General features: G+C 56.6%; 25 protein-coding genes. 12 read left to right on the top strand and 13 right to left on the bottom strand.

Annotation, left to right across the window (positions count from 1 at the left end; translation table 11 throughout):
* Window positions 1-50: 50 nt before the first annotated feature.
* The 3 genes from NG99_RS05790 to NG99_RS05780 form a co-directional block, all read right to left on the bottom strand.
* Window positions 51-1076, bottom strand: a complete 1026-nt coding sequence (locus NG99_RS05790; protein WP_034889289.1) for a LacI family DNA-binding transcriptional regulator — start codon at window positions 1074-1076, stop codon at window positions 51-53.
* Between the two features lie 219 nt (window positions 1077-1295).
* Window positions 1296-1958, bottom strand: a complete 663-nt coding sequence (locus tag NG99_RS05785) for an OmpA family lipoprotein (protein WP_034889287.1) — start codon at window positions 1956-1958, stop codon at window positions 1296-1298.
* A gap of 108 nt (window positions 1959-2066) precedes the next feature.
* Window positions 2067-2630: a DNA-3-methyladenine glycosylase I gene (locus NG99_RS05780; RefSeq protein ID WP_034889285.1), complete on the bottom strand. Its 564-nt coding sequence runs from the start codon at window positions 2628-2630 to the stop codon at window positions 2067-2069.
* A gap of 396 nt (window positions 2631-3026) precedes the next feature.
* On the opposite strand from NG99_RS05780, the gene NG99_RS05775 reads away from it, so the two are divergent.
* The 4 genes from NG99_RS05775 (at window position 3027) to NG99_RS05760 (ending at window position 4641) form a co-directional block, all read left to right on the top strand.
* Window positions 3027-3335 carry a hypothetical protein gene (locus NG99_RS05775; protein WP_034889283.1) on the top strand — a complete coding sequence of 103 codons (309 nt, stop codon included), beginning with the start codon at window positions 3027-3029 and terminating at the stop codon, window positions 3333-3335.
* Window positions 3336-3639: 304 nt separating this feature from the next.
* Window positions 3640-3879 carry a regulatory protein YcgZ gene (gene ycgZ, locus NG99_RS05770; protein ID WP_034889281.1) on the top strand — a complete coding sequence of 80 codons (240 nt, stop codon included), beginning with the start codon at window positions 3640-3642 and terminating at the stop codon, window positions 3877-3879.
* A gap of 109 nt (window positions 3880-3988) precedes the next feature.
* Window positions 3989-4252 (top strand): hypothetical protein, encoded by a 264-nt coding sequence (locus NG99_RS05765; RefSeq protein ID WP_034889279.1) that lies wholly within the window; start codon window positions 3989-3991, stop codon window positions 4250-4252.
* A 134-nt stretch (window positions 4253-4386) separates the two neighbouring features.
* Window positions 4387-4641, top strand: coding sequence for a biofilm development regulator YmgB/AriR family protein (locus NG99_RS05760; RefSeq protein ID WP_034889476.1), 255 nt, complete (start codon window positions 4387-4389; stop codon window positions 4639-4641).
* Between the two features lie 71 nt (window positions 4642-4712).
* On the opposite strand, the gene NG99_RS05755 is transcribed toward NG99_RS05760, so the two are convergent.
* The 9 genes from NG99_RS05755 to fdnG form a co-directional block, all read right to left on the bottom strand.
* Window positions 4713-4913 carry a hypothetical protein gene (locus NG99_RS05755; RefSeq protein WP_232298179.1) on the bottom strand — a complete coding sequence of 67 codons (201 nt, stop codon included), beginning with the start codon at window positions 4911-4913 and terminating at the stop codon, window positions 4713-4715.
* A gap of 141 nt (window positions 4914-5054) precedes the next feature.
* Window positions 5055-7532 carry a trimethylamine-N-oxide reductase TorA gene (gene torA / locus NG99_RS05750; RefSeq protein ID WP_034889277.1) on the bottom strand — a complete coding sequence of 826 codons (2478 nt, stop codon included), beginning with the start codon at window positions 7530-7532 and terminating at the stop codon, window positions 5055-5057.
* Window positions 7519-8706, bottom strand: a complete 1188-nt coding sequence (locus tag NG99_RS05745; protein ID WP_034889276.1) for a NapC/NirT family cytochrome c — start codon at window positions 8704-8706, stop codon at window positions 7519-7521. Before NG99_RS05745 ends, torA begins: the two co-directional genes overlap by 14 nt.
* Window positions 8707-8885: 179 nt before the next feature.
* Window positions 8886-9551 carry a DUF1345 domain-containing protein gene (locus NG99_RS05740; RefSeq protein ID WP_034889273.1) on the bottom strand — a complete coding sequence of 222 codons (666 nt, stop codon included), beginning with the start codon at window positions 9549-9551 and terminating at the stop codon, window positions 8886-8888.
* A gap of 18 nt (window positions 9552-9569) precedes the next feature.
* Window positions 9570-10181, bottom strand: a complete 612-nt coding sequence (locus tag NG99_RS05735; RefSeq protein ID WP_034889271.1) for a glutathione S-transferase — start codon at window positions 10179-10181, stop codon at window positions 9570-9572.
* Between the two features lie 92 nt (window positions 10182-10273).
* Window positions 10274-11197 (bottom strand): formate dehydrogenase accessory protein FdhE, encoded by a 924-nt coding sequence (fdhE, locus tag NG99_RS05730; protein ID WP_034889269.1) that lies wholly within the window; start codon window positions 11195-11197, stop codon window positions 10274-10276.
* Window positions 11197-11841: a formate dehydrogenase cytochrome b556 subunit gene (gene fdoI / locus NG99_RS05725; protein WP_034889267.1), complete on the bottom strand. Its 645-nt coding sequence runs from the start codon at window positions 11839-11841 to the stop codon at window positions 11197-11199. Before fdoI ends, fdhE begins: the two co-directional genes overlap by 1 nt.
* The gene (fdxH, locus tag NG99_RS05720) at window positions 11838-12734 is read right to left on the bottom strand and encodes a formate dehydrogenase subunit beta (protein ID WP_034889265.1); all 897 of its coding nucleotides are present in this window, start codon (window positions 12732-12734) and stop codon (window positions 11838-11840) included. The genes fdoI and fdxH overlap by 4 nt, the downstream gene beginning before the upstream one ends.
* An 11-nt stretch (window positions 12735-12745) precedes the next feature.
* On the bottom strand, window positions 12746-15796 hold the full coding sequence (gene fdnG / locus NG99_RS05715; RefSeq protein ID WP_072017544.1) for a formate dehydrogenase-N subunit alpha: 3051 nt from the start codon (window positions 15794-15796) through the stop codon (window positions 12746-12748).
* A gap of 474 nt (window positions 15797-16270) precedes the next feature.
* Between fdnG and fdhD the strand changes: the two genes are divergently transcribed.
* From fdhD to NG99_RS05675, 8 genes are all read left to right on the top strand, one after another.
* Window positions 16271-17065: a formate dehydrogenase accessory sulfurtransferase FdhD gene (gene fdhD / locus NG99_RS05710; protein WP_034889264.1), complete on the top strand. Its 795-nt coding sequence runs from the start codon at window positions 16271-16273 to the stop codon at window positions 17063-17065.
* A gap of 195 nt (window positions 17066-17260) precedes the next feature.
* On the top strand, window positions 17261-18166 hold the full coding sequence (locus tag NG99_RS05705; protein ID WP_084110425.1) for a MurR/RpiR family transcriptional regulator: 906 nt from the start codon (window positions 17261-17263) through the stop codon (window positions 18164-18166).
* A gap of 49 nt (window positions 18167-18215) precedes the next feature.
* Entirely contained in the window at window positions 18216-19343 is a 1128-nt protein-coding gene (locus NG99_RS05700; RefSeq protein WP_084110423.1) for an ABC transporter substrate-binding protein, read from the top strand.
* Window positions 19343-20485 carry an ABC transporter ATP-binding protein gene (locus tag NG99_RS05695; RefSeq protein ID WP_157032563.1) on the top strand — a complete coding sequence of 381 codons (1143 nt, stop codon included), beginning with the start codon at window positions 19343-19345 and terminating at the stop codon, window positions 20483-20485. The genes NG99_RS05700 and NG99_RS05695 overlap by 1 nt, the downstream gene beginning before the upstream one ends.
* A 14-nt stretch (window positions 20486-20499) precedes the next feature.
* On the top strand, window positions 20500-21330 hold the full coding sequence (locus NG99_RS05690; protein WP_232298178.1) for an ABC transporter permease: 831 nt from the start codon (window positions 20500-20502) through the stop codon (window positions 21328-21330).
* Window positions 21327-22106: an ABC transporter permease gene (locus NG99_RS05685; protein WP_034889260.1), complete on the top strand. Its 780-nt coding sequence runs from the start codon at window positions 21327-21329 to the stop codon at window positions 22104-22106. Before NG99_RS05690 ends, NG99_RS05685 begins: the two co-directional genes overlap by 4 nt.
* 27 nt (window positions 22107-22133) lie before the next feature.
* Window positions 22134-23285, top strand: a complete 1152-nt coding sequence (locus NG99_RS05680) for a M24 family metallopeptidase (RefSeq protein WP_232298177.1) — start codon at window positions 22134-22136, stop codon at window positions 23283-23285.
* Between the two features lie 18 nt (window positions 23286-23303).
* Entirely contained in the window at window positions 23304-24017 is a 714-nt protein-coding gene (locus tag NG99_RS05675; RefSeq protein ID WP_034889258.1) for a type 1 glutamine amidotransferase, read from the top strand.
* Here NG99_RS05675 and NG99_RS05670 read toward each other — a convergent pair.
* Entirely contained in the window at window positions 23994-24770 is a 777-nt protein-coding gene (locus tag NG99_RS05670) for a DeoR/GlpR family DNA-binding transcription regulator (protein WP_034889256.1), read from the bottom strand. The genes NG99_RS05675 and NG99_RS05670 overlap by 24 nt on opposite strands.
* Window positions 24771-24874: the final 104 nt, after the last annotated feature.

Raw genomic sequence — 24874 nt, 5'->3', positions numbered from 1 at the left:
CTTCAATAATTGACCTACTTCGGGCCAACCCTTGCCCAATCTACCGGCCTCTATTGCGTCAGGCTTGTCGACCCGCGAATAATCAGCTCGCCGGAGAAAACGTGATCGGCAGGCGGTGCGTTATCGCCCTCAATGCGGCGAATAACCTGCTCCAGCGCCGTATAGCCCATCTGCCAGGTCGGCTGTTTCAAGGTGGTAATCCCCACGCCAGCCAGCTCTGACCACTCCAGTTCGTCGAAGCCCAGCAGACCAAGCTGCTCACCCCAGCTCAGCCCAAGGCGTTTGAGCGAGCGCGCCACCTGCAACATCAGGGCACCGTTGACGACTATCACCGCGCAGCGCCGGGAACCATGCTGCTGCCAGAACGTTTTCAGCACCCGATCCAGCTCGGCGCCGTCGGTCAGAGAAACCTCCGCCTGCACAGCCTCGCGGTCTGGGTAGCGCGCCATCGTCTCTTTGAAAGCCTGCAAACGTTCGTGCCGGGTATTCACCAGGCCAAGCGGTTCGCTGACGAATATTACCGTTTGATAATCCCGTTCAATCAAATGGCTGGTCACCTGCGTCGCCGCTTCGACGTTATTCAGGCCCACCACGTCGCAGGGGAAATCGGGGATTTTACGGTCAATCAGCACCATTGGCAGCAGAGATTGCTGAAGCTGGCTCAGTGCCTCTTCACGCATCCCTACGGCGTTTACCACAATGCCTTCCACCTGATAGCTGTTGAGCAGGTTCAGGTAATGCTGCTCCTGATCCACCTCGTTATTGGTGTTGCACATCAGCAGGGTGAAGCCCCGCGCCCGGCAGGCCGCCTCGATCCCGCCCATTACGTCCACCGAATAGGGGTTGGTGATATCGGCGATAATAAGTCCGATTAACCGGGTGCGCCCCCGCTTCAGGCCACGGGCCATCTGGCTTGGGCGGTAATTCAGCTCGGCGATGGCGGTTTCAATTCGCTGCTTCAAATCAGCCGAAAGCACGTTCTGCTCACCGTTCAGATAGCGCGAAACGCTGGTTTTCCCAGTCTTTGCCGCTTTCGCGACGTCGCTTATAGTGGCTCGTGCAGCCTTGCGGTTCATAGCGATCCTTTGAACAGTAAACAGTGAGGATAAATGGGATTGCAGCCTTCTCAGTACTTCCTACCCTAAGATAGCGCGGAATAACCGAAAGCGGATCGGATCATCATAAAGCATAAGCTCAGGCTCGCCCATCTCCAGGCAACGCGGCAGGGATTTTAAGGACACAGCAGCACAGCAGGCGTTGTTGCCGGGCCGCGTAGGCAGCCCGGCGAGGGGAGTTTACTGTAGCGGGCTGAGGGTAATTTCGACGCGGCGGTTTTGCGCCTTACCTTCGGCGGTGGCGTTGGAGGCCACCGGATTATCCGGCCCCATCCCGGTGGTGCGGATACGGTTAGCCGCGACGCCCTGGGTAATCAGCGAGCTGCCAACGCTGTCCGCGCGCTGCTGGGACAGCGTCATATTCAGCTGACGGCCGCCGGTGCTATCGGTGTAGCCCGCCACGTTAACGGCGGTTTTCGGATACTCTTTCAGCACCATCGCCACGCCGGTCAGAGTGTTGGCCCCGGCTGGCTTCAGCGTGCTGCTGCTGCTGTCAAAGGTGACGTTATTTGGCATGTTCAGCACGATATTATCACCCTGACGCGTCACGCTGACGCCGGTCCCCTTCATTTTGTCACGCAGTTTGGCTTCCTGCACGTCCATGTAATAGCCCGCACCGCCACCCAAAGCGGCGCCTGCTGCCGCCCCAATCAGGGCGCCTTTACCACGATCTTTTTTGGAGGAAGAGAGCATGCCAACGCCTGCGCCCAGCGCGGCGCCCAGGCCAGCGCCAATTCCGGATTTTCCTGCTTCGCGTTCGCCGGTATAGGGGTTAGTGGTACAGCCCGAGAGGGCAATGGTGCCGCTCAAAACCAGAGCAAGGGTGATATAGCGCTTTTTCATAGAATCCTTCTCAAATGCAACGTCAGGCAAACTTGCCCATAAAACTCAGATTATGCCGCCAAAAAATGTAAAAAAATCGGGGCTTTGGTCTGAAAGTGTAAAGAGGCGCTACGGCTGGTTGTTTGGGTGGCAAAAGCAGCTGGTAACGTGGTCATTAATCAGCCCACAGGCCTGCATAAATGAATAGCAGGTGGTGGTGCCCACAAACTTAAAACCTTTCTTTTTTAAGGTCCTGGAAAGCGCATTCGAGACAGGGCTGAAGGTAGGCGCGGTACGGAAATCGGTATGCTGATGAATTTGCGGCTGGTTATCAACAAAATGCCAGATAAAGGTATTGAAGGCTTCACCCTGCGCCTCCATCGCCAGCAGGGCTCGCGCATTGGCGATAATGGCGGATAGCTTCCCACGATGGCGAATAATTCCGCTGTCGAGCATCAGCCGGTCAACATCGGCTTCTCCCATCAGGGCGACGGCCTGCGGATCGAAATGATGAAACGCACGGCGGTAGTTCTCACGCTTCTTCAACACGGTCAGCCATGAAAGGCCAGCCATTTGTCCTTCCAGACAGAGCATTTCGAACAGCCCGCGACTGTCGGTAATGGGCACGCCCCACTCAGTATCGTGGTAGGCAAGATAAAGAGGGTCCTGAGTAACCCAACCGCAGCGCTGCATCGTTAGTTTTCCTTAGATAATTGACTGAAAATCATTGATATCACCCTGTCGTCAGGCCAGCATCGTTTATAGACACAGCCTCAACCAATTTATGGCCTGGAGGATGTATTGTACACAGGTGACCGCAGAGGATCCTGACGAATGCTGGCTTTGGCCTTTTGCAGATCCGCGAGCAGTTGCAGGCGGCGATGCTAAAACTTATAACCTGCGGCGGCGAAAGGCCTCCGTCGGGTGGTTGGAAATAATATTTGAGTTTTTTCATGAGGTTATAAATATGCATTTTGATTAAAGCAATTAAATTATATCCTGCGATTAAAGATGTTTTTTTGTAATGTTGTAAATAAGAACTAAAATAGATATTGAGGTTATCTTTAATTCATTAATGGAGGTTGTATCGTGTTATTTCACGACGATGAATTAGGTCACACCATAATTGGCGAAGCTGCACTGAGCCTGGCTTTGGGTGATAAAGACATCAGCGTTGAAACGCTCATTGAACAGCTCAGTTTGATCGCCGAAAATGAAACCAGCGATGCTCGCCTGGTACAGATTACCGATGCCCGCAATTGGTTGAAAAGTTTCAGGCAACCCGGACAGAAGTATCCTTCAGCATGGCACTGGCTAACGGAAGCTGGCAGTGAAGGTGAAATAAGCCTGAGCGGAGACGTAGTCCGGTTTCGTCCGGATAACGACGATGAAAGATAACCTCATCAGGGGATTGTCGGATGTGCCTGAAGGCGCTCCGCCTGGAGAAATCTGTCAGGGATGACGTTTAAACCCGCCGCACCCATATGCCCGCCCTCGGAACCGCTTTACAACACACCAGCCAAACATCCCTCATAAGGTTAGCGGCCTGATATTGATGCAACTTATTGTTAATTAAGTAATAGCATTTTTTGCAAAAAATAAGAAGCCGATCTTGCACACTATTTCTGTACAACTTTGCTATGTTTGTACAACTTTACGTGTAGTCAATGCTGATTAAAATTAACTACCTGAGAGACTAACTATGAATCAGAACGGTATCGCTCCAGGCACCGCCAGTGAAATTACTCACTATTTTAGCAAGGCATCGCTTCCTTCTCAGCAAGAGACTTTAGGAAGTATTGTGGTGGAGATCCTCCGTTCAGGTAAGAGCCTGAATCGTAAGATGATTTGCACCAAACTGTTGCGCAAACTCGAACATGCCACCAGTATGGAGGAGGAAAAGCACTACCAGGCTCTGATTGGCATGTTGTTTGGCCGTTAATATATACCGGGTATTGCACGTTTTGAACTGCAAATCCGGTGCGTGAGCCTGCCTGATGTATCGGAACTTCTGTTCCGTGCGTCTGAGAACGAACCATTGGAATGCGGGTATGCACAAAAGTAAGCTTGAAAAATTAACCGAAATACTGATTGGCGAGGCAGCAGTACATCTGCTGGATAAAAACCTTGCGCTAAATGGCGCCATGTTGGCCCACCGGCTTAAAGAGATGGCTGCGGTCGAGAATGATCCTGAGCGGCTGGAAGGGTTACGTGCGGCGCTTGACGAAGTCCAGACCGAATTTTTATCCGCGCGTGAAAGTGTTGGCGCACCTGTTTTTGGCGCTGCTGACGCGCAAAGCCGTAAAAAGCACTAACATTATATTTCCCCGCTCCGCTGGAAAGGGGAGCAAACCACCGAGCGCGGCCCCCGCAGGGGTGGCCGTCTTTTTTATGGGTTAATTTCGCCAGGCTTTCTGGCCGCAATAATGCGAACATAATGGATAAAAACATGCAGCAGACCAGTTTAGAAGCAGAAATTATCAATCACTTTCGCAGCGCTGGCGATTCTCTTGCTGACGAAGCGGCCGTGCTGGACTCGGTAATCCGGGAGCTGGCGGTCCGGGGGCAACAGGTGACTACCAAGGCCATTATTCTTAGCCTCATTGGTGAGATGGAATGTACCTCTGACGTGGTTAAACTTGACGTGCTGCGTAACGTGCTGGAAGTTGTCGTGGGACGCACCCCGGATGACGAGGGATTCTGACCCGACCTGCTGAAGGGGCTTCAGCTCCGCTGTTGCCCTGGCCTGTTGTACCGTCGGTTTATCCGCCAGAATTAGTGCATCTGCCGGGCAAGAATTCTGATGGCCTCGCTACAGGTATCTTTTATGCTTTGAAGGCTGGCGCCTTCACCCATCAGGTGCAGTGCGTTAATAATCTCATGAAGCGTAAGAGTATGGTCCGGCCTTAAAAGGCTGGACACCACCTTTCCAATGACGGTGTAAACATCTTCTCCGCGCAGGGCGTTTTCAGTCACATATTCTCCAGTCATAAATGGATATACGTACAGTATAGCACTAAGGGCGTATTAATGCAGATTGCTGCCAGCGTCCCGTCGGCCTGGGGGGCGGGTGAATTTTGCGGCTGTCTCCAGGTCATGCAAGACAGCCGTGAAGGGCTAAACTGCCGTTGCTGGTATGGCGTGTGCGGTATTCGGCGGCGCCTCATGCTGATATTTCTCAATCTCCAGCTGCGCCATATGTCCACAGTTTCCCTGCGCCAGCTGTGAAGAGCCGATATCAAACGTCAGGCAATTTACGTTACCGTTCCTGCACAGCGAGCCTGGCCTGGCCGGCTCGGCCGGATCGTACCAGGCTCCCTCGCTGATGCGTACGACGCCGGGGCGGATATCGCTGGAGAGGGTGGCGCCGACCAGAATCTGTCCCCGATCGTTGAAGGCTCTGACCAGGTCCCCTGACTCAATCCCTCTTGCCCTGGCATCCTCAGGGTTGATCAGGATGGCTTCGCGATTGCTGACGGCATATTTCTCCCTCAGCGGCGCATTATCCAGCTGTGAATGCAGGCGATTTACCGGATGGGCGGTGTTCAGCGACAAAGGAAAACGTTTGGCCTCCGGGCTGCCGCGCCACTCTTTTGGCGGCACCCAGCCGGGCAAACCGGCGCAGTCGTCATATTGCATTCTGGCGATGGTCTGCGAGAAGATTTCGATCTTACCGCTGGGCGTGCCGAGCGGATTCAGTAGCGGATCGGCCCGGAAATCGGCAAAGCGTACCCACTGCTGGTTCTCCTGCGGAATGGGGAAGCGAATATAGTTGTTGGACTGCCAGAACAGATCGAAAGGCGGTAGCGGGATGCCGACGTTTCTGGCCTGGCTTTTCATGTCGTCATACAGCGATTTAAGCCACTGCATTTCATTCTTGCCTTCGGTAAAGCTCTGCTCCACGCCAAGCTGGACGGCAATATCACGAAAAATAGCAAAGTCATCGCGCGCCTCATGCTGCGGCGTTACGCACTGGTGCATCGGGAAAACATAGCGCTGTGAATAATCGCCGCCCATATCCATATCGTTGCGCTCAAAGCTGGTGGTGCAGGGCAGAACGATGTCGGCATGTTTGGCCGTCGCCGTCCAGTACGGTTCCTGCACGACGATAGTGTCGGGCCGTTGCCAGGCCTTCAGCAGGTTATTGGTATCCTGATGATGATGGAAGGGGTTGCCCCCGGCGACATAGACCATTTTGATATCAGGCCAGGTCAGGGTTTTCCCGTTGAACTGCACGCGTTTTCCCGGGTTGGCTAAGCAGTCGGCGATACGGGCCACCGGAATGGGCGGCGGCGAATTTTTTGGCGGATCGCCCGCGCTGATACCGGAAAGAATGCCGCCTCTGGCCGTCGGGCTGCCGCCGGAAGAGTAGTGATAGCTGAAGCCAAAACCGCCGCCCGGCAGGCCAATCTGGCCGATCATCGCCGCCAGCGTAACCAGCAGCCAGTGGGGCTGTTCGCCGCGATGCTGGCGCTGGATGCCCCATCCGGCCATGATCATCGTCCGTTTTCCTGCCATCCTGCGCGCCAGCTGGCGAAGGGTGTTCGCCTCCACTCCGCAAATCTCACTCGCCCATTCAGCACTTTTCACTATGCCGTCCGGTTCACCCAGCAGGTAGGCGCGGAATTTATCGAAACCGGTCGTGTAGCGGTCAAGGAAGGGCTGGTCGTGCAGGTCTTCGGTCAGCAGCGTGTGGGCCAGACCGAGGATCGTTGCGCTGTCGGTGTAGGCGTTGGGAGCCAGCCATTCAGCGTTCAGCTTCTTCGCACTCGCGTTGAAGATCGGGTCAATGGCGACGACGGGCGTGCCTTTCTGCGCCAGCGCTGCCAGCCCATCAAGCCCGACGTGATCGGGAACGTTCCAGCTGTTTTTCAGGGTGATCAGCGGATTGCATCCCCAGAGGATCACCAGTTCCGCGTTATCGACAACGTTGGGCCATGTGGTCTGCTGTTCGTAGACCTCCATCGACCCAACAACGTGCGACATAATGACCTGCGCTGCACCGGTCGAGTAATCACCGCTGTAGCCAACAAAGCCGCCCGCCAGATTCATTAACCGGTGCAGCAGGGCGCGGCAGTTATGCAGCATACCCGTGCTTTTCCAGCCGTACGAGCCAGCGTAGATCGAGGAGGGGCCAAGGCTCTGCTGCAAACGGCCGATCTCCTTGCTGACCAGCTTAATCGCCTCATCCCAGCTAATTTTGACCCACTCGTCGCGTCCACGCAGCTCATTGCTGCTACCCGGTCCCTGTTCCAGCCAGCTTTTTCGCGCCATCGGCGAGGTAATGCGGTTTTGCGCGTAGAGCTGGCTGGGGGCCATGCTAATCAGCTCGTTGGGAGCCGGATCGTCAGCTACCGGCTGCACGCCGACCATCCGGCCATTTTCTACCACCGCCTCAAAAGCTCCCCAGTGGGTGGCGGTGAGTATCCCTTTGCGGGCGGGACGGAGGGCGGTAAATAACGGCATAGCCTCGCTGACCGCGACGGCCACCGCTGACTTGCTGTAAAGCAGATCCAACGTGCCCACGGCGATTAAGGCCCCTCCAGCCTGTAACAGGCGGCGGCGACTGAGTCCTGTGCTGCTATTTTTCATCATCGGTTCCTTTTGATGTCGCCAGGCTGGCGGCGGACATGTCGCCGGCATGGTATTGCGCAAACTGCGTCAGTAGCCGCAGCTGTTCCGCATCCAGTGACGTCCGTGAGGCCATTCCTTTCATCACGCCAATCCACTGATTGGCCGTGAAGCGATCGGTCGGGATCAGGCCGTGGCAGCCGGTACAGCTGCTGGTCATCAGGCCGGAAGCGTACTGCCAGATTTTTTGCCGATCCTGAATCAGCTGGCTGGTCGGTAACCAGATCGTGAGAGAAACCTTGTGCCAGGAGGTTCCTGTCTGGCTGTCAATCGCTGACTGATGGCGCTCAACCGCGCTGGCGGCTTGCTCACCCAGCACGGCGCTGATGATGCGCTTGCCTGCGGCGGCATAAATAATGCTGGGCACTTCTTCCTGCTGCCAGCCGTCCAGCCGCGACTGTACCCTGCCGTTTTCGTGCTTAAGTGGGATCAGTTCGGTGGAGGGGAACAGAGTACCGGCAGAAGCGCCTGCGGTAGGCTGTAGCGTAAAGGGCTGCGTGGCGATGCTGTAAAGCGGGCTGGCGTCCTGCGGCGTACTGGCGGCGATAGCGGCCAGATGGGCTGCCCCCGCCTGGTTGCTGGCCTGCATATCAGGCAGGATATGCGCAACGCCCCGGTGGCAATCGATACAGGTCTGGCCCTCTTTTATCGCCGTGGGGTGCGCTTTGCCCGCATCGGGTCGCTGGGCAAGAATATCCATTGCCTCAAAACTGTGGCAGCTTCGACAGGTGGCCGAATCATTGGCCTTCATGCTTTTCCATACCGATTCGGCCATGCTCAGCTTGTGAGCATTATATTTCTCTTCGCTGTCTATTTTTCCGGTAATTTCGCCAAAAATGTCTTTAACTGCGCCGATTTTCGTCGCCATATAGGCGACGGGCTGGCTGGGGATATGGCAGTCGGCGCAGTCGGCACGGATCCCCGCGTGGTTCTGAAAGTGAATGCTGCCCATGTACTCGGCTAAAGGTTTTTCCATGCTGTGGCAGGATACGCAGAATGCGCTGTCGCTGGTCTTATGCAGAACGGTAACGCTACCCGCGATGGCCAGCATCGCCAGCAGCATCCCCAACAAGATTAATGCCCATCCTCGCCATCCTCTCAGCCAGCGTAGCTGACTAATTTTCCTTAAAAATGCCATTCTGACCCCTGTGTTCTTTTTGATTTCCATCCCAAATGGAAAAGTAGTCACTTATCCCATAACAAAAGAAGGCGTATTTTGCGGCTAATCAAAAAGGGGTACGTTGGCGCGGGGGAAGGGAAAAATATGCGCGGCGGCTTGCAATTATTACCGGGGATTGGTCATCAGCCGCCGCTGATTCAGCTCAGCAGCCCGGCGGCTACGTTGATTGAAAGGCCCAGAATGGCCAGATTGAAGACAAATGAGAGCACGGCCTGCAAGGTGGTGATCTTCCTGACCGCCGTATTACCGGTTGCTACATCAGCCGTTTGCGCCGCCACCGCGATGGTGAAGGAATAATAGACAAAATCCCAGTAGCCCGGTTCGGACGGCTTATCGGGGAACAGCAGCGTCCTGTGGCCTTTCGCGCCCTGCTGATAGTACATATGGGCATAATGCATGGTAAAAGCCGTCGGCAGCAGCGTCCAGGAAACCACCAGCGTCGACGCGGTGAGGGCAATATGCCAGGCCTGCTGCGCCTGCGGCAACGGCTTCACCGTGCCCAGCTCAAACAAAATGGTCAGGATGCTGACCAGGCAGGTAAGGCACACCAGCGCCAGCACGGTAGCCGCACTCTCATCCTGTTCGCGGGCAATTCTCGCAATTTCCTTAGTCGGCGTTCTCAGCAGCAGCCACCAGAGGAAAAGCAGGTAAAGCCAGCCCAGCACGTTCCAGCCAATCAGCAGCCTTTGTACCAGTGGCTGACTGGCCGGCAACAGGAAAAAGCTGACCACTGCCAGCACGACGGCCGCCAGTAGCCTGGGACGCGCGTGGTAATAATGCTTCAGCGTGTGCAGTATTTTCATCGAACCCAGATTGTTGGCTCAGGCTGTTGGCGGAACGGTACGGGCAAAGCTGTCGCGCTGAAACAGCTTTTCAGCCAGTTTGACCAGCGCAGGACGATCGACGCACCAGCCCGGCAGAATACGGCGAAAGTTCAGGTAGCTAATCAGGCAGGCGGTAGCAATATCCGCTATGTTCAGCGTGTCGCTGTTCAGCACGGTGCCTTTTGCCGCTTCTTTTTCCAGCGCGTCCAGCCCGCGCTGAATTTTTTCTCGCTGGCGCACCAGTTGCTCCTCCATTTGCCGCTCCGGCGGCCGCATCCCTTCACGCACCAGCAGGACGCAGGCGTCGCCAATACCGTCGGCCAGCGCCTCCAGCTGTAGCACCTTCATCGCCGCCAGCTTTTCACGCGGCACCAGCGCTGGCGCAATGTCCATCTGCTCGATATAGGCGGCAATGATATGGGAGTCATACCAGATTTCGTCCGGGCCGGTGACCAGCGCGGGGATTTTCCCCAGCGGATTATAAGACGGGACGTGGCTCTCATCAGTCCAGGGGTTTTCGTTAATAAACTCAAACGTAATGCCCTTTTCCAGCATGATGATGGAAACTTTACGTACGAAGGGGCTGGTATAGCTGCCGATTAATTTCATTCCGCGTTTCTCCTGTGAAGGCCGACCTCTGTCGGCCTGATGTGACGGATAGCAGCGCTGACCAGCAAAAACCGCTCTGCCGGAAGCCTGGACTATTCTCCCGGAAAAAGGAAAGGATTCAAACTACTCCGTGAAAAACCTTCCTGCTCCATGCGGGCATCGAGGATCAGTGAAGCCAAATCGTCGGCGACTGGCTCTACCGCCGGGTCCTTCTCCTGATAAAGCATCTTCAGGTAGGTGCCGCAGTCACCGCAGCTTTCCGCTTTGACCGCCGCCACTTCGCTGTCCAGCGACCAGTAGTGGAGATCGCGCGTTTGTTCACAGTTGCTGCATTTTGAGCGCACCACGTACCATTCGCTTTCGCACAGGTTGCAGTGCAGGTAGCGCAGGCCGCCCTGGGCGCCCATGTGGACCACGCTGGCGACCGGCACGCTGGCGCACACCGGGCAGAACTGCCGCTGCTCGCCATATTCGGCGCGGGCTTTACCCGGAATGAGCGCCGCCATCTGCGCCCAGTAGAGCGACAGCGCCGCCCAGATAAACGGCGACTTATCGCTGCTCACCTGCGCAAAGTCGTGACTCAGCAGCGCGCTGGCCATGGTTTCCAGCTCGCTGGCCGAGGCTTTTTCCAGGTTTTCCAGCGACGCCAGCGCCTGGCCGGTCATCTCCGGCTTCATTTCGGCAATCAGCGATTGCAGCAGGCGCTGCCAGTGGGCGCTTCTCGGCAGCGTATGGATATCCAGCGGCGGCTTGCCCAAAGCGGACGTTTCCACCAGGCGCGCATGTAAGTCCATCTGTAAGGGATGGTCGTAGAGCACGATTTCCTGCGCGCTGGCTACCACGGCGGCAAAGCGCAGATAGTCGCCGAGCGGATTTTTCTCCGCCAGCTGCCGCAATCGGGCGGCACGGCGGCTATATAAATTTTTCAGTCCGGGGAAAAGTAACGGCGGAATCGACTCCGCCGTTTTTTTGTCGCTTTTCTCCAGCTGCTCCTGCGGGATTATGCGAATACTCATCAGGGACGTTTTTCCTGTTGTTCCGGCTGCCGTTCACGAACGGCACGATACCAGCGCGGATGGTGATGTTTCGCCCAGGCGGAGGTGACCCAGCCTTCGACCATCGCGGTAATCGTGCCTTTCACCCACAGCGCCGCGTAAATGTGCACCATAATCACGATGATTAGGATCACCGCAGAAACGGAATGAACTACCAGAGCAAGGCGAATTACCGGGATAGCAAAAGCACCGGCAAAGTAAGGCCGCCAGATGACGATGCCGCTCGCCAGCAGCAGCACCAGGCTAATGATAGCCGCCCAGAAGACGCACTTCTGTCCGAAATTATAGCGCCCGGTATCGCCGACTTCCTCGTTTTGAGCAATTTTATGGATATTTTTTGCCCATTCGAGGTCCTGACGCTCAGGAAGGTTATGCCGCCAGTAGCGGAAAAACATCAGCATAAAGGCGACAAACATCATCACCCCGACGAAAGGATGCAGGATGCGGGCCAGCTGCGGCGTGCCCAGAACGTGCATCAGCCAGTTGAAGGAGGGGAAGAAGAATCCCAGCCCGCTGAGCGTGACGAGCACGAAGCAAAACGCCACAATCCAGTGATTAATGCGCTCCGGCGCGCTGTAGCGCTGAATACGATCGTGCTTTTTCATTTGCGTTCTTCCTTCTCATCCCGTTCGTCATCCTCTTCTTTCACCCGGTTAGGCCCGATCCCCACATAGTGGAAGACGCTGGCGGCGAAGGTTGCCGCAAAGCCGATCGCCGCCAGCGGTTTCCAGGCCCCTTTCCAGAAGGTCACCGCCGGACTAATGGACGGCTCCTCTGCCAGGCCGTGATAAAGCTGCGGTTTATGGGCATGGTGTAGGACATACATTACGTGGGTGCCGCCAACGCCTTGCGGGTCATAAAGCCCCGCGTTGCTGTAGCCGCGGCTTTTCAGCTCGCTGATGCGCTCTGCGGCAACCTGCTTCATCTCCTCTTTGCTGCCGAAGCGGATCGCGCCGGTTGGGCAGGTTTTTACGCAGGCCGGTTCCTGACCTACGGCCACGCGATCGACGCACAGCGTGCATTTATAGGCGCGGTTGTCCTCTTTATTCAGCCTCGGCACGTTAAATGGGCAGCCTGCGATGCAGTAGCCGCAGCCGATGCACTGCTCAGACTGAAAGTCGACGATGCCGTTGGCATACTGAATTATGGCGCCTTCAGACGGACAGGCTTTCAGGCAGCCGGGATCGGCACAGTGCATACAGCCGTCCTTGCGGATCAGCCACTCCAGCCTGCCGTTCTCTTCCACTTCTGAAAAGCGCATTACTGTCCAGGATTTGGCGGTCAAATCGCCAGGGTTATCGTATACCCCGACGTTAGTCCCTACCTTATCCCGCAGATCGTTCCACTCCGAGCAGGCGACCTGGCAGGCCTTGCAGCCGATGCAGGTGGTCACATCGATCAGCTTTGCCACCTCCTGCTGATGATCCCGCGCCTTAGGGGGAGGCGTTAAGTCATTCGTCGCTGAACGACGGAGGATATTTTGAGTCTGTAATGACATAGTGCGTTTCTCTATATTTTCTCGACGTTAACAAGAAAAGCCTTGTATTCAGGCGTTTGCGAATTAGCGTCGCCCACTGAAGGTGTCAGGGTATTGGCCAGGAAGCCTTTTTTCGCCGTGCCTTCAAAGCCCCAGTGGCAGGGAATACCGATGGTATCGACCTGCCTGCCGTCAATAACCAATCTCTGCAAGCGTTTAGTCACTACGGCTTTGGCTTTGATAAACCCGCGTTGCGAGCTGACTTTCACTGTTTCTCCAGCCTTAATCCCCTTCGCTTCCGCCAGCTCAGCGCCAATTTCGACGAATTGTTCCGGCTGAGCGATGGCGTTCAGTCGCGCATGTTTGGTCCAGTGACGGAACAGTTCGGTGATGGAATAGGTGGTGGCCACATAAGGGAAGCGTTCGGCTTTACCCAGCGCCGCCGCGTCGCGTTTGAACAGTCGCGCCACAGGGCTGTAGACCACGGCAGGATGCAGAGGGTTGGTGCCGGTGGGGCTTTCCAGCGGTTCATAATGTTCCGGGAAGGGGCCGTCGCTGAGCTTGTCCAGCGCGAACAGGTGCCCCATGCCGTCAGGCAACATGATGAACGGCCCGACATTTTGGTCCGGCGGCGTGGTCACGGGGTAATCTGGAATGTCCAGCCCTTCCCAGCGCCGACCGTTCCACTCGATGAGCTTGCGCTGCGGGTCCCAGGCTTTGCCCTGGGTGTCGGCTGAAGCGCGGTTATAAAGAATGCGCCGGTTTAGCGGCCACGCCCAGGCCCAGTCGTTGATTGCGCCGAGGCCCGAAGGGTCGGCGTTATCACGTCTTGCCATCTGATTACCCGCCTCCGTCCAGCTCCCGGAGTAGATCCAGCAGGCGCAGGCGGTAGTGCCATCGTCACGCAGCTGGGAAAAAGAGCTGAGCTGCTGGCCTTTTTTCAGCACCAGCCTGCCGTTTTCATCGACAATATCCGCCAGTGCCTTGCCGTTGCTCTCCCTTGCCACTTCTTCAGGCGAAGGCGACCAGGGGTTGGTATAGTCCCAGTTCATTGCCAGCAGCGGTTCAGCGGCCACGCCGCCTTCCTGTCGATAAAGCTCACGCAGACGCAGGAAAATATTTCCCAGAATTTCCCCATCGTGCAGGGCTTCTCCCGGAGGGCTGGCTGCTGTCCAGTGCCATTGCAGGCAGCGGGAGGAGTTAGCAATAGAACCGTCTTCCTCCGCGAAGCAGGAAGAGGGCAGTCGGAACACTTCTGTCTGGATTGTTTTGGGGTCGACGTCGTTAAATTCGCCGTGGTTCTGCCAGAAATTCGAGGTTTCGGTGCTGAGCGGATCGATGACGACCATATATTTCAGCGTTGAAAAGGCGCGGAAGGCTTTGTTTTTGTCAGGGAAGGCGGCCAGCGGGTTGAAGCCCTGAATCAGGTAACCGTTGAGTTTTCCCTGCACCATCATTTCTGCCTGGGTCAGGCAATCGTACCCTTTATCCCACTTGGGCAGCCAGTCGAAGCCCCAGCTGTTTTCCTTCTGCGCTTTGTCTCCGTAGAAGCTTTTCATCAGGCTGACAAAGAAGCTGGCGGTATTTTTCCAGTAGTTCACCTGGCCTGGTAGCAGCATGGCGGGGGTCGTCTGCTCAAGGTAGTTTTCAAGCGTCGTTTGCTTCTCTGAAGGCAGCGTCAGGTAGCCCGGCAGGCTTTGCGACAGCAGACCCAGATCGGTATAGCCCTGTACGTTGGAGTGGCCGCGCAGCGCATTGATGCCGCCGCCCATCATGCCGATGTTACCTAACAACAGCTGCACCATCGCCGCCGCGCGGATAATTTGCGAGCCGTTTGAGTGATGTGTCCAGCCCAGCGCATAAAGTACGCTGGCAGTGCGGTCCGGCACGCAGGTGGTAGCCAACTGCTGACAGATGGTCAGGAAATCTTCCGTGGCGGTGCCACAAATCCGGCTGACCAGCTTTGGCGTATAGCGACTGGCGTGGGCTTTCAGTAAATTCCACACGCAGCGTGGGTGGCTGAGCGTATCATCACGTCTGGCATTACCGCTGGCGTCCAGTTCATAATGCCAGCCCGATTTATCATACTGACGGCTGGTTTCGTCATAGCCGCTGAACAACCCGTCCTGAAAGCCATATCCTTCACTGACAATCAGCGCGGCGTTGGTATAGGCCTTCACATACTCATGCTGCACCTGGTTATGTTCCAGCAGGTAATTCACCACGCCCATCAGGAAAGCGGCGTCACTTCCGGCCCGCAGCGGAGCATAGATATCGGCGACGGCGGCTGAGCGATTAAAGCGGGGATCGACGACGATAACTTTGGCGTTGTTATGGGTTTTGGCCTCAATCACCCATTTGAACCCTACCGGATGGGCTTCTGCCGGGTTGCCGCCCATGATCAGGATCACGTTGGCATTTTTGATGTCAGTCCAGTTGTTGGTCATGGCGCCGCGACCAAAGCTGGGCGCCAGAGCGGCTACCGTGGAGCCGTGGCACAGGCGCGCCTGATTCTCCAGCGCCAGCATACCCATCGACCGGGCAAATTTGTAATCTAACAGGCCGGTTTCGTTGCTGGCGGCGGATGAGCACAACATGCCGGTGGTCAGCCAGCGATTGACCGTGGTGCCTGCCGCGTTTTTCACCTCGAAATTGGCATCACGGTCCGTTTTCATTAACCGGGCGATACGGGTAAAGGCTTCTTCCCAGCTAATGCGCTGCCAGCGATCGGAGCCTGGCGCGCGATACTCAGGGTATTTCAGCCGCTGCTCACTGTGAATGTAATCCAGCACCCCGGCGCCTTTGGGACATAAAGAGCCGCGGCTAACCGGATGATCGGGATCGCCTTCGATATGATAGATAGTTGAGCGAGCATTTTTGGCGCCATCGCCAAGGCTGTAAAGCAACATGCCGCAGCCCACGGAGCAATACGTACAATTATTTCGGGTTTCTTTGCTGCGAAGTAATTTATATTCGCGAAGAGAGGCTTGCGCTAAGGTTGGTGTAAACCCAAGAACGGCAAGGGACGTTCCGGCCATGCCGCCAGCGCAAATTTTAAAAAAGCTCCGTCTGTTTATTTGCATTTTCTATTTTGCTCAATTTTATATATCCTTGGTAGCGAAAATAGCAGTCTGCAAGAGGCGATTTTTGATATCAATCAACAAGCCACGATTTAATTGCTGGCGGCTCGCAAAAATTACTCTTTAGAGTTATTTTTTTGATAAAATCTTATAATTAATTCAGTTATAATGATTGTTATTTTTTAAATTAAATAATACTAATTAAATTTTAATATTTGACGTTAATGTTTTAAATGTTCATGGGTAATTATTTTTCCCTGCCAGCCACAGGGCTGTTCTTGCCTGGCATTAGTTGGCGCAAAGCATCCCAATTCTTAGTCACGCTGTGCCTCAGGGGCTCGGTTTTCTTTGCGATCAAACGGTCGCAGGTTCAGAATCTGAGGAATCTTTTCTGAACGCACAGGGTTAGACTATGGCCGCAGACTTTGCGGGGGCAGATGGGTTTCAGGTGAATAAAAGCGGTGAGGTTACGAGAAGATGAGTGAGAACGCAGGACTAAGCCGGGTAGAGGTTCGGCAGCGTCGTTCGTTGCAGAGCCCTGAGCAGGACTGGCTGGCGGATGAAGTGCCGGTCGCGCTGGTCTATAACGGTATCTCACACGTAGTGATGATGGCAACGCCGAAAGATCTGGCAGCATTCGCCATCGGTTTTTCCCTGTCGGAAGGGATTATCTCCTCCCCGTCAGAAATTTACGGCATCGATATTCAGCCAGCCGGTACGGGCATTGAGGTGCAGGTAGAGCTTTCCAGCCGCCGTTTTAGCGGGCTGAAAGAGCAGCGCAGAGCGATGGCGGGCCGGACGGGATGCGGCGTTTGCGGCGTTGAACAGCTGGCCGAAATCGGCAAGCCCATCACGCCGCTGCCCTTTACCCAGACTTTTGAGATTGAGCGACTGGACGAAGCCTTATCGCAGCTGAAAAGCTATCAGCCGGTCGGGCAACTGACCGGCTGCACCCACGTTGCCGGCTGGATGCTGCCGGATGGCAACCTCGCTGGCGGCTGCGAGGACGTTGGCAGGCACGTAGCGCTGGATAAGCTGTTGGGTATGCGCAGTCAGCAGCCGGGCTGGCAGCAGGGCGCGGTGCTGGTTTCCAGCCGCGCAAGCTATGAAATGGTACAGAAATCCGCAATGTGCGGCGTCGAGATCCTGTTTGCGGTCTCTGCGGCCACCAGGCTGGCTGTTGAGGTGGCCGAGCGCAGTAATCTGACGCTGGTTGGCTTCTGCAAGCCAGGCCGCGCTACAATTTATACCCATCCGCAAAGGCTGGCGTAAAATCGGGGGGGATTTTTCCCCCCTACACTCCCAGAGTTTCCCCGTGTTCCCCTGGCGATTTCCCTTCTGTTTTAAGCGCTGCGTCACATCTATAACAAAAACCTATTTTTCATTCGGCAAAAATCTGATGAAGATGAGCATTGTTGAAAGTGCTACAGTTAAAGAAATTTATGTAGCATTTAAATCAGGAGGCGAATGATGAGTTTTCCAGAGCGCATCAAGGCGCATTTCGAACTGCTCACCCCTTCGCAACAGCATCTGGCGAATTACATCCTGAGCCATAGCGAACAGGTGGCGTTTATGACCGCCCGGCAGCTGGCCGCTACGGCGGGGATGAGCGATGCGGCGGTGATCCGTTTCGCCAAAGCGCTGGGGTACGAGGGTTACCCGCATATGCGCAAAGCGCTGCGCGTAGGGTTAATTGAACGCGCTGGCGCCAGCGGCATTCGCAGTCAGCAGCTCACGCCTTCCACGGATGACGAGTTGCGTCAGTCGCTGTTTGATGACGCCAGCGCGCTGCTGGGGGAAACGGCCAAACTCAACGATTGCGCCACCGTGGCCCGCATGGCGACGCTTATCAATCAGGCGCGCCAGGTATGGGTAACCGCCCATGGCACGACCTATCCGCTGGGGTGTTATCTGGCGCGGATGCTACAGCACGTCAGCGGCAAAGGGGAACTGTTTGTGCTGGGGGCTGGCGATCTGGCCGATCGGCTGCGCCACATCTCCTCCGATGATGTGCTGATCGGCATCGGTTATGAGCGTTATCTGCCCTATACCCTGGACATTATGGAACAAGCGCGCTTGCAGGGCGCACGAGTGCTGGCGCTGACCGACCGGGTAACCTCGCCGCTGGCGGCGCTGGCCGTTGAAACGCTGTATGTGGCGCGCAGCAGCTCGCCGCTGGGCTGGTGGTCGCAAACCAGCACCATGATGGTGATTGACTGGCTGATCGCCCAGGCGATCTCCAGTGATGAAGACAACGTGAAACGCTGGTTAGAGCGCTCGGATAACAATCTTAAGGCGCTGGGGTTATGGAAAACGGCCAGCGGGACTTCCCGTCAGCGGCGTGGGGGATCGTCCTCGCCACCCAAAAAATAGCTATGCCGCCGGACGGCATAAGTCAACTTATTGACGACAGGTGAAAACGATGAAGAAGGTGATGCAGCAAACGATTGCCCCCCGCCTTGCTCAGGGGGAGACGGAAAACGGCCGGCGGCAGTTTATTAAGCAGTCGCTGCTGGCGGGAGCAGGATTGGCGCTGGGCGCGTTTGGCGCGCCAGCCGTGCTGGCTGGCGAGCGTCAACAGGTGATCGTGCGCGGACTGGGCGGCGCTTACCAGGAGGCAATGGAAAAAGCGATCTATCAGCCTTTTACCGCAGCCACCGGTATTGAAGTCAAAGTGCAGCCGGCGACTGCGGCACAGGTGCTGGCGATGGTGCGCGCCGGTCGGGTCAATATTGACGTACTGGATTTGCTGGACGTGGCGCAAATCAGTCTGGACAAAGCTGGCGCGCTGGCGCCGATAGACTATCAGAGCATGACCTTAACCCATCCCGACGATATCCGTGCGTCGGTGCGTCATCCCAACATGGTTGGCAACCTGTTTTTCGCCACCGTACTGACCTACAACACTAAAGCGTTTAGCCAGGATAATCACCCGAAAGGCTGGGCGGAATTCTGGGATTTGAAACGGTTCCCCGGCCCGCGCACGCTGGCGGACCAACGTTCCGGCGCCGCTGAACTGGAACTGGCGCTACTGGCGGACGGCGTACCGGTTAATGGCCTGTATCCCATCGATCTCGATCGGGCATTCGCTTCGTTATCGCGGATCAAACCTGCCGTCGCCAAATGGTGGGACACCGGCGCGGTGTCCGCACAGTTGTTGGAGCGACGCGACGCGGTGCTGGGCGCCATCTGGAACGGTCGGGCGCAGGCGCTGATCGATCAGGGAGCGCCGTTGGCTATCGACTGGAATCAGGCCAAACAGCAGGTGCAGTACTGGAGCGTGGTGAAGAACGCGCCCAACGCCCGCAACGCGCAGCGTTTCATCGATTTCGCCTTGCAGCCCAGCGTCCAGGCGGCGCTGACGCGTTATATCGCCTATGGCCCTACCAACACCCGCGCCTTCGATCTGGTGCGCCCGGAGGATCTCGCCAAGCTGCCGGGCAGCCCGGCGCATTTCGACGTCTCGTTCCAGCAGGACGCCCAGTGGTGGGCGGATAATGTCAGCCGCGTGGGCGAGAAATGGCAAGCCTGGGTGCTGGGGAGCAGCTAATGCAAAGCGCGACTCAAACCACAACCGGGCAAGACGTTCGCCGCAGGACGTTGGGGGCGGAACTGCGCATGGAATCCATCACCAAGCGCTATGGCGGTGCGGCGGCGGTGGACAACCTGGACCTGATCGTCAAGCCGGGGGAGTTTGTTACGCTGCTGGGGTCCAGCGGATCAGGTAAAACTACGGCTCTGATGATGATGGCGGGGTTCACCGCGCCCAGCGCCGGCCAGATTCTGATTAACGGCTATGACGTGACTGAATTGCCGCCGGCCAAACGTAATTTGGGGGTGGTGTTTCAACACTATTCGCTGTTTCCGCATATGACAGTGGCGGCCAATCTGGCTTTTCCGCTGGAAATGCGGGGGATGGGACGGTCGGAGATTCGGCAGCGCGTTCATCAGGCGCTGGAGATGGTGAAGCTGGCGGAGATGGGCCAGCGCTACCCGCGGCAGCTGTCCGGCGGCCAGCAGCAGCGCATCGCCCTGGCCAGAGCGCTGATTTTTGAACCTCAGGCGCTACTGATGGATGAACCGCTGGGCGCACTGGATAAAAACCTGCGAGAACACATGCAGTTGGAGATCAAACGCCTGCATACCGAACTGGGAGCAAGCATCGTGTTTGTGACCCACGATCAGGAAGAGGCGCTCACGCTGTCCGATCGGGTGGCGGTGATGCAGAACGGCCGTATTGCTCAGATTGATGCGCCGGACATGCTGTATGAACGCCCGCAAAACCGCTGGGTGGCGGAGTTTGTCGGCCAGTCCAATTTTATCGGCGGCGTAATCGAGCAGGCGCAAGGGCAGCACTACCGGATGCGGCTCGACAGCGGAGAGACGCTGGCAGCCTCCGGTGTCAACGGCCTCAAGGTTGGAGGTCGGGCAATGGCGGTGCTGAGGCCGGAAAAAATTCTGCTGACGCAGCCAGAGGGCGCGACATCAACGGGAATGTTATCCGCTACGGTCAGCGAAGTGTTGTATCTCGGTCATACCGTAAAAGCGACAGTGCGGCTGGCGGACGGAATGCCGCTGCTGGTTTCCGCGCAGAATCGGGATCTGCAAGGCGCGTTGCGGCCTGGCGCGCACGTTGGCGTTAGCTGGCAACCTTCTCATCTGTGGCTGATCGACGCAGAGGCGGCAGAATGAGCGGATTCGGCAGGATGAGACGCTGGCGTCCCTGGCTGCTGCTGGCTCCTGCGCTGTTGGCGCTGGCGGTGTTTTTTCTCTACCCGCTGGGCAAAATGCTGCTGCTGAGCCTGCTCGATCCCGGCCTGACCTTCAAACACTATCAGCGGTTGCTGGAAGAGCCCGCCTACTGGCAAGTGCTGTGGATCACCCTGCGCATCGCCGTCATGGTGACGCTGGCCACGCTGGCGCTGGGTTATCCGTTGTCCTGCGTGCTGGCGCGGCTGCCGGTGCGGCAGGCCAATCTGTGGATGATTGTGGTGATCGTACCGTATTTCACCAGCATCCTGGTGCGTACGTATGCCTGGATGGTGTTGCTCGGCACCGAGGGCGCAATCAACCAGCTGCTGATGTGGCTGGGGATTATCCCTGCGCCCCTGAAGCTGCTGTATACCTCGACCGGGGTGATGATCGGCATGACCTATATTCTGTTGCCCTACATGGTGCTGGCGCTCTACAGCGTGATGCGCGGCATTGATATCAGCTTGCTGAGCGCGGCGGAAAGTTTGGGCGCGTCGCGCACCCGGGCGTTCTGGCGCATCTATGTACCGCTGAGTCTGCCTGGCATCGCCGCTGGCGGATTGCTGGTCTTTATTCTGTCGCTGGGATTCTTCATCACGCCAGCGCTGATGGGGGGACAGCAGGACACCATGATTTCCATGGTGATAGAGAACCAGATCGAAACCTATTTCGACTGGGGGTTCGCTGCGGCGCTATCTTCGGTATTGCTCGTCTGTACTCTGCTGCTGTTCTGGCTGTATCAGAGAGTGGTGGGGCTGGAAAAACTGTTCGAGGCCAGACTATGACTGCCGGATCTCCAGGCATATTGACCAGGCTGCTGGCAGGTATGGTCCTGCTGTTTCTGGCGCTGCCTGTTCTTATCATCTTTCCTCTGGCGTTCAGCAATACCGGCTATCTGACCTTTCCTCCCAGCGGTTTTTCCCTGCGCTGGATGAAAGAGATCCTGACGGACCCGGACTGGCTGGCGTCGATGTGGCTGAGTCTGCGGGTGGCCATTGCCGCTACCGTGTTAGCGGTGGTGCTGAGTTTGTCCACTGCCATTGCGCTGGTGCGGATGCACTTTGGCGGCAAACAGCTGGTTTATGCGCTGATACTGATGCCGATGATCGTGCCGAATATCATTACCGCCCTGTCGATGTTTTTCTTCTTTTCCGCCAGCGCCGTGTTTAGCAGCGTGGTTGCCATCATCATCGGTCACGCCGTTATTGCGCTGCCGATCGCCACGATTATTTTGTCCGCCACTTTACAAGGAATGGATCGTCGGCTGGATTGGGCGGCGATGAGTATGGGCGCGGGCGCGGTGACCATTTTGCGGCGCATTACGCTGCCGCTGGCGGCCCCCGGCATCATTTCCGCCGCGATTTTCGCTTTCCTTAGCTCGTTTGACGAATTGATGATCGCTTTATTTATGGCGGGCAATGAGGCCCAGACGCTGCCGGTACGTATCTGGAATAGCGTGCAGTTTCAGTTGTCCCCGGCCATCGCGGCAGTCAGCGTATTACTGATTTTGATTTCGGTGGCGGCGCTGGTTATCGCCAATCTGTTCTCTAAATCGCGTTGAACACGCGCGTATCAAGATAGGTTCTGAATGATGAGTAGTGTAAAACAGTTGTTGTTTACCGTTGAAGAGTACCAACAGCGGGTGCGTGACGTTCGCGCCCATATGCGTGAACGCCAGATCGATGTGTTGTTGATCGATCAGACCGAGTTCCTGTTCTGGCTCACCGGGTTTGGCATTTCAGAAAACATGTATCGCGCCTGTTTGCTGCCGCTGGACGGCGAGCCAGTAATGATTTTCCGCAGCATTGATGAATCCACCTTCGTGGAAAGCAGCTGGATGACCAGCATGGTTACCTTTAGCGACTGGCAACAGCCGCTGGAGGTGCTGACGGCGACGCTGACCGAACGAGGCTGGCATCAGGGACGGCTGGGGCTGGATCAGGATTCCTACTGCATGACCATTAACCGTTTTCGTGCGCTCAGGCAGCGTCTGCCGCAGACGGAAATAGTGGATTTTTCCGGCATACTTGAGCAGGTGCGAGAGTGTAAGTCAGAACAGGAACTGGCGTACATTGGCCGTGCGGCTCTGGTAGGCGATGAGGCGTTTACCCGCACGGTGGCCGCTGCCGGACCTGGCACTACCGAACGCCAGGCCGCTGCGATGCTGCATCAGGTGTTTATGGCGCAGGGGCTGGACACCAACCGGTGCGGCATCATCACCGCAGGCGTCGGAAATAGCTTCCTGCATGGAAATCTGCACGATCGGCCGCTAGCGGTGGGTGATGTGCTGCATATGGAACTGCTGCCTTTCTGTCATGGCTACAGCGCGCGCATGATGCGGCCAGTGGTGATCGGCAGCGCAACGGATGAACAGCATCGTTTGGCGGAACAGTTGATTGCCATTCAGGATCGCCAACTGGCGGCCATGCGGCCAGGCGCTCACGCCAACGAAATTGATGCATTGGCTCGTGAGGCCATGCTTGCGGCTGGGTTACGGACTGAATACGTCAATATCACCGGTTACTCGCTGGGCTACTATCCCCTCTCATCACCCCATACCAGCGATTTCTCCCGCGTATTCCTGCCTGATGCCAATTGGCGTCTGAAATCGGGTATGGTGTTCCATATGTATGTGTCCGCAGCCGGGATGGCATTCAGCGAAACGGTTCTCGTGACGCCGAATGGCCACCAGCGGCTGACGCAAACCGAGCGGCGGCTGTTTATAGCCAGCGCAATTTGATCGTGAGCGAGACTGCTGATGAAGATAGGCTTATTGCAGTGTGACGATGTGGCTGAGGCGCTGCAACCGCGCCACGGCAACTATCCGCATTTGTTTCAACAGGCATTTTCCCAGGTGGGTAGCGAGGTGGAATGGCAGGTTTTTCGCTGTCATGACGGTGAAATTCCCCAACAGATCAACGAACTGGACGGCTGGGTAATCAGCGGCTCGCGCCATGGCGTGTACGACAACCTGCCGTGGATTGACGAGCTGGGGGCGTTTATTCGGCAGTGCTGGCAGCAACGGCGCCCGGTGGTGGGGATCTGTTTCGGCCATCAATTACTGGCTCAGGCGCTGGGCGGAACGGTGAAACCCCATCCGCAGGGGTGGGGGATCGGGGTGTCGTTTAATCAGATCGTTGAAAGCCGGGCGTGGATGCAGCCGTCGCAGGACGGTTTGGAAATCCTGGTCAGCCATCAGGATCAGGTTGTCAACTTGCCTTCAATGGGGCAGGTGCTGGCAGCCAGCCAATTCTGTCGTAACTATATGGTGGAATATGACGGGGTAATGCTGGGTATCCAGGGGCACCCGGAATTCACCCGTGACTATGCCCGGGATCTGATGCAATACCGGCAGTCTGTTCTGCCGCCAAATCGGGTTCGCGAGGCGCTGCACAGCCTGTCTGCTCCACTGGACGATCGGCTGGTGCTGGCCTGGATAGTGAATTTTTTAAGCCAGCACCACCTCAGGTAACGCCTTCTCCAGCGCGGCTAAAACGGGTTTGCCAGCCGCGCCGCCGTCGGTAATCAGCGCGGCGATCTGCTTCACGCTGGCATAGTTGATGCGGCTGGTCAGGCCGAGCTTGCTGCTGTCGGCCAGTAAAATCAGCTGCGCGGCCTGTTGGGTCATCGCACGGGCAATGGCGGCTTCATGCGGGTGGAAGCTGCTGGCGCCATTTTTACTGTCGATACCCACCGGCGACATCAGCGCTACGTCGGCGCGATAGCGGTAGATTTCGCCTACCGTCAGCTCACCCCGCGTTTCCTGCGCCCCGGCACCCATGCTGCCTCCCAGTAAAATAATGGTGTTATTCAGTACGTCATGCTCTTCTGCCGCCGAAAGCTTCAGCGCAGCATTCAGGCTATTGGTAATAATGGTCAGACCGGACATGGTGCGCAGCTCTTCCGCCAGCATGGTTGTGGTGCTACCGGCATCCAGAAACAGGGTCTGACCCGGCCTGAGGCGCTGGGCCGCCGCTCTGGCAATCGCGCGTTTCTCTCTGGCCCGCACTTCGCTGCGCACGGTCAGCGGCGGCTCTGGCTCCGCGTCCAGCGCGATCAATCCACCGTGTACGCGGCGAGCCAGCCCCAGCGTTTCCAGCTCAATAATATCCCTTCTGGCGGTTTCCCTGGAAATCCCCAGCTCTCTGATGATCCGTTCGGTGCTGACGTGATTGAGGGTAGTCAGCAGCGCGCGGATACGGTGTAAACGGGTTTCCTGCAACATTAAGGTTTCCTTTTCCAGTTGGGATGGCTGTAGCCTAACTGACAATCTGTCGTCGTGCATGTGTATTTTATTGTATTTGTGTATTTGGTTGCATTTTGTGGAAA

Origin of the sequence: Erwinia typographi, assembly GCF_000773975.1 — a bacterium.
Taxonomy (GTDB): Bacteria; Pseudomonadota; Gammaproteobacteria; order Enterobacterales; family Enterobacteriaceae; genus Erwinia; species Erwinia typographi.
The sequence above is the reverse complement of the archived record's forward strand: the minus strand, read 5'-3'. Positions and strand labels throughout refer to the sequence as shown.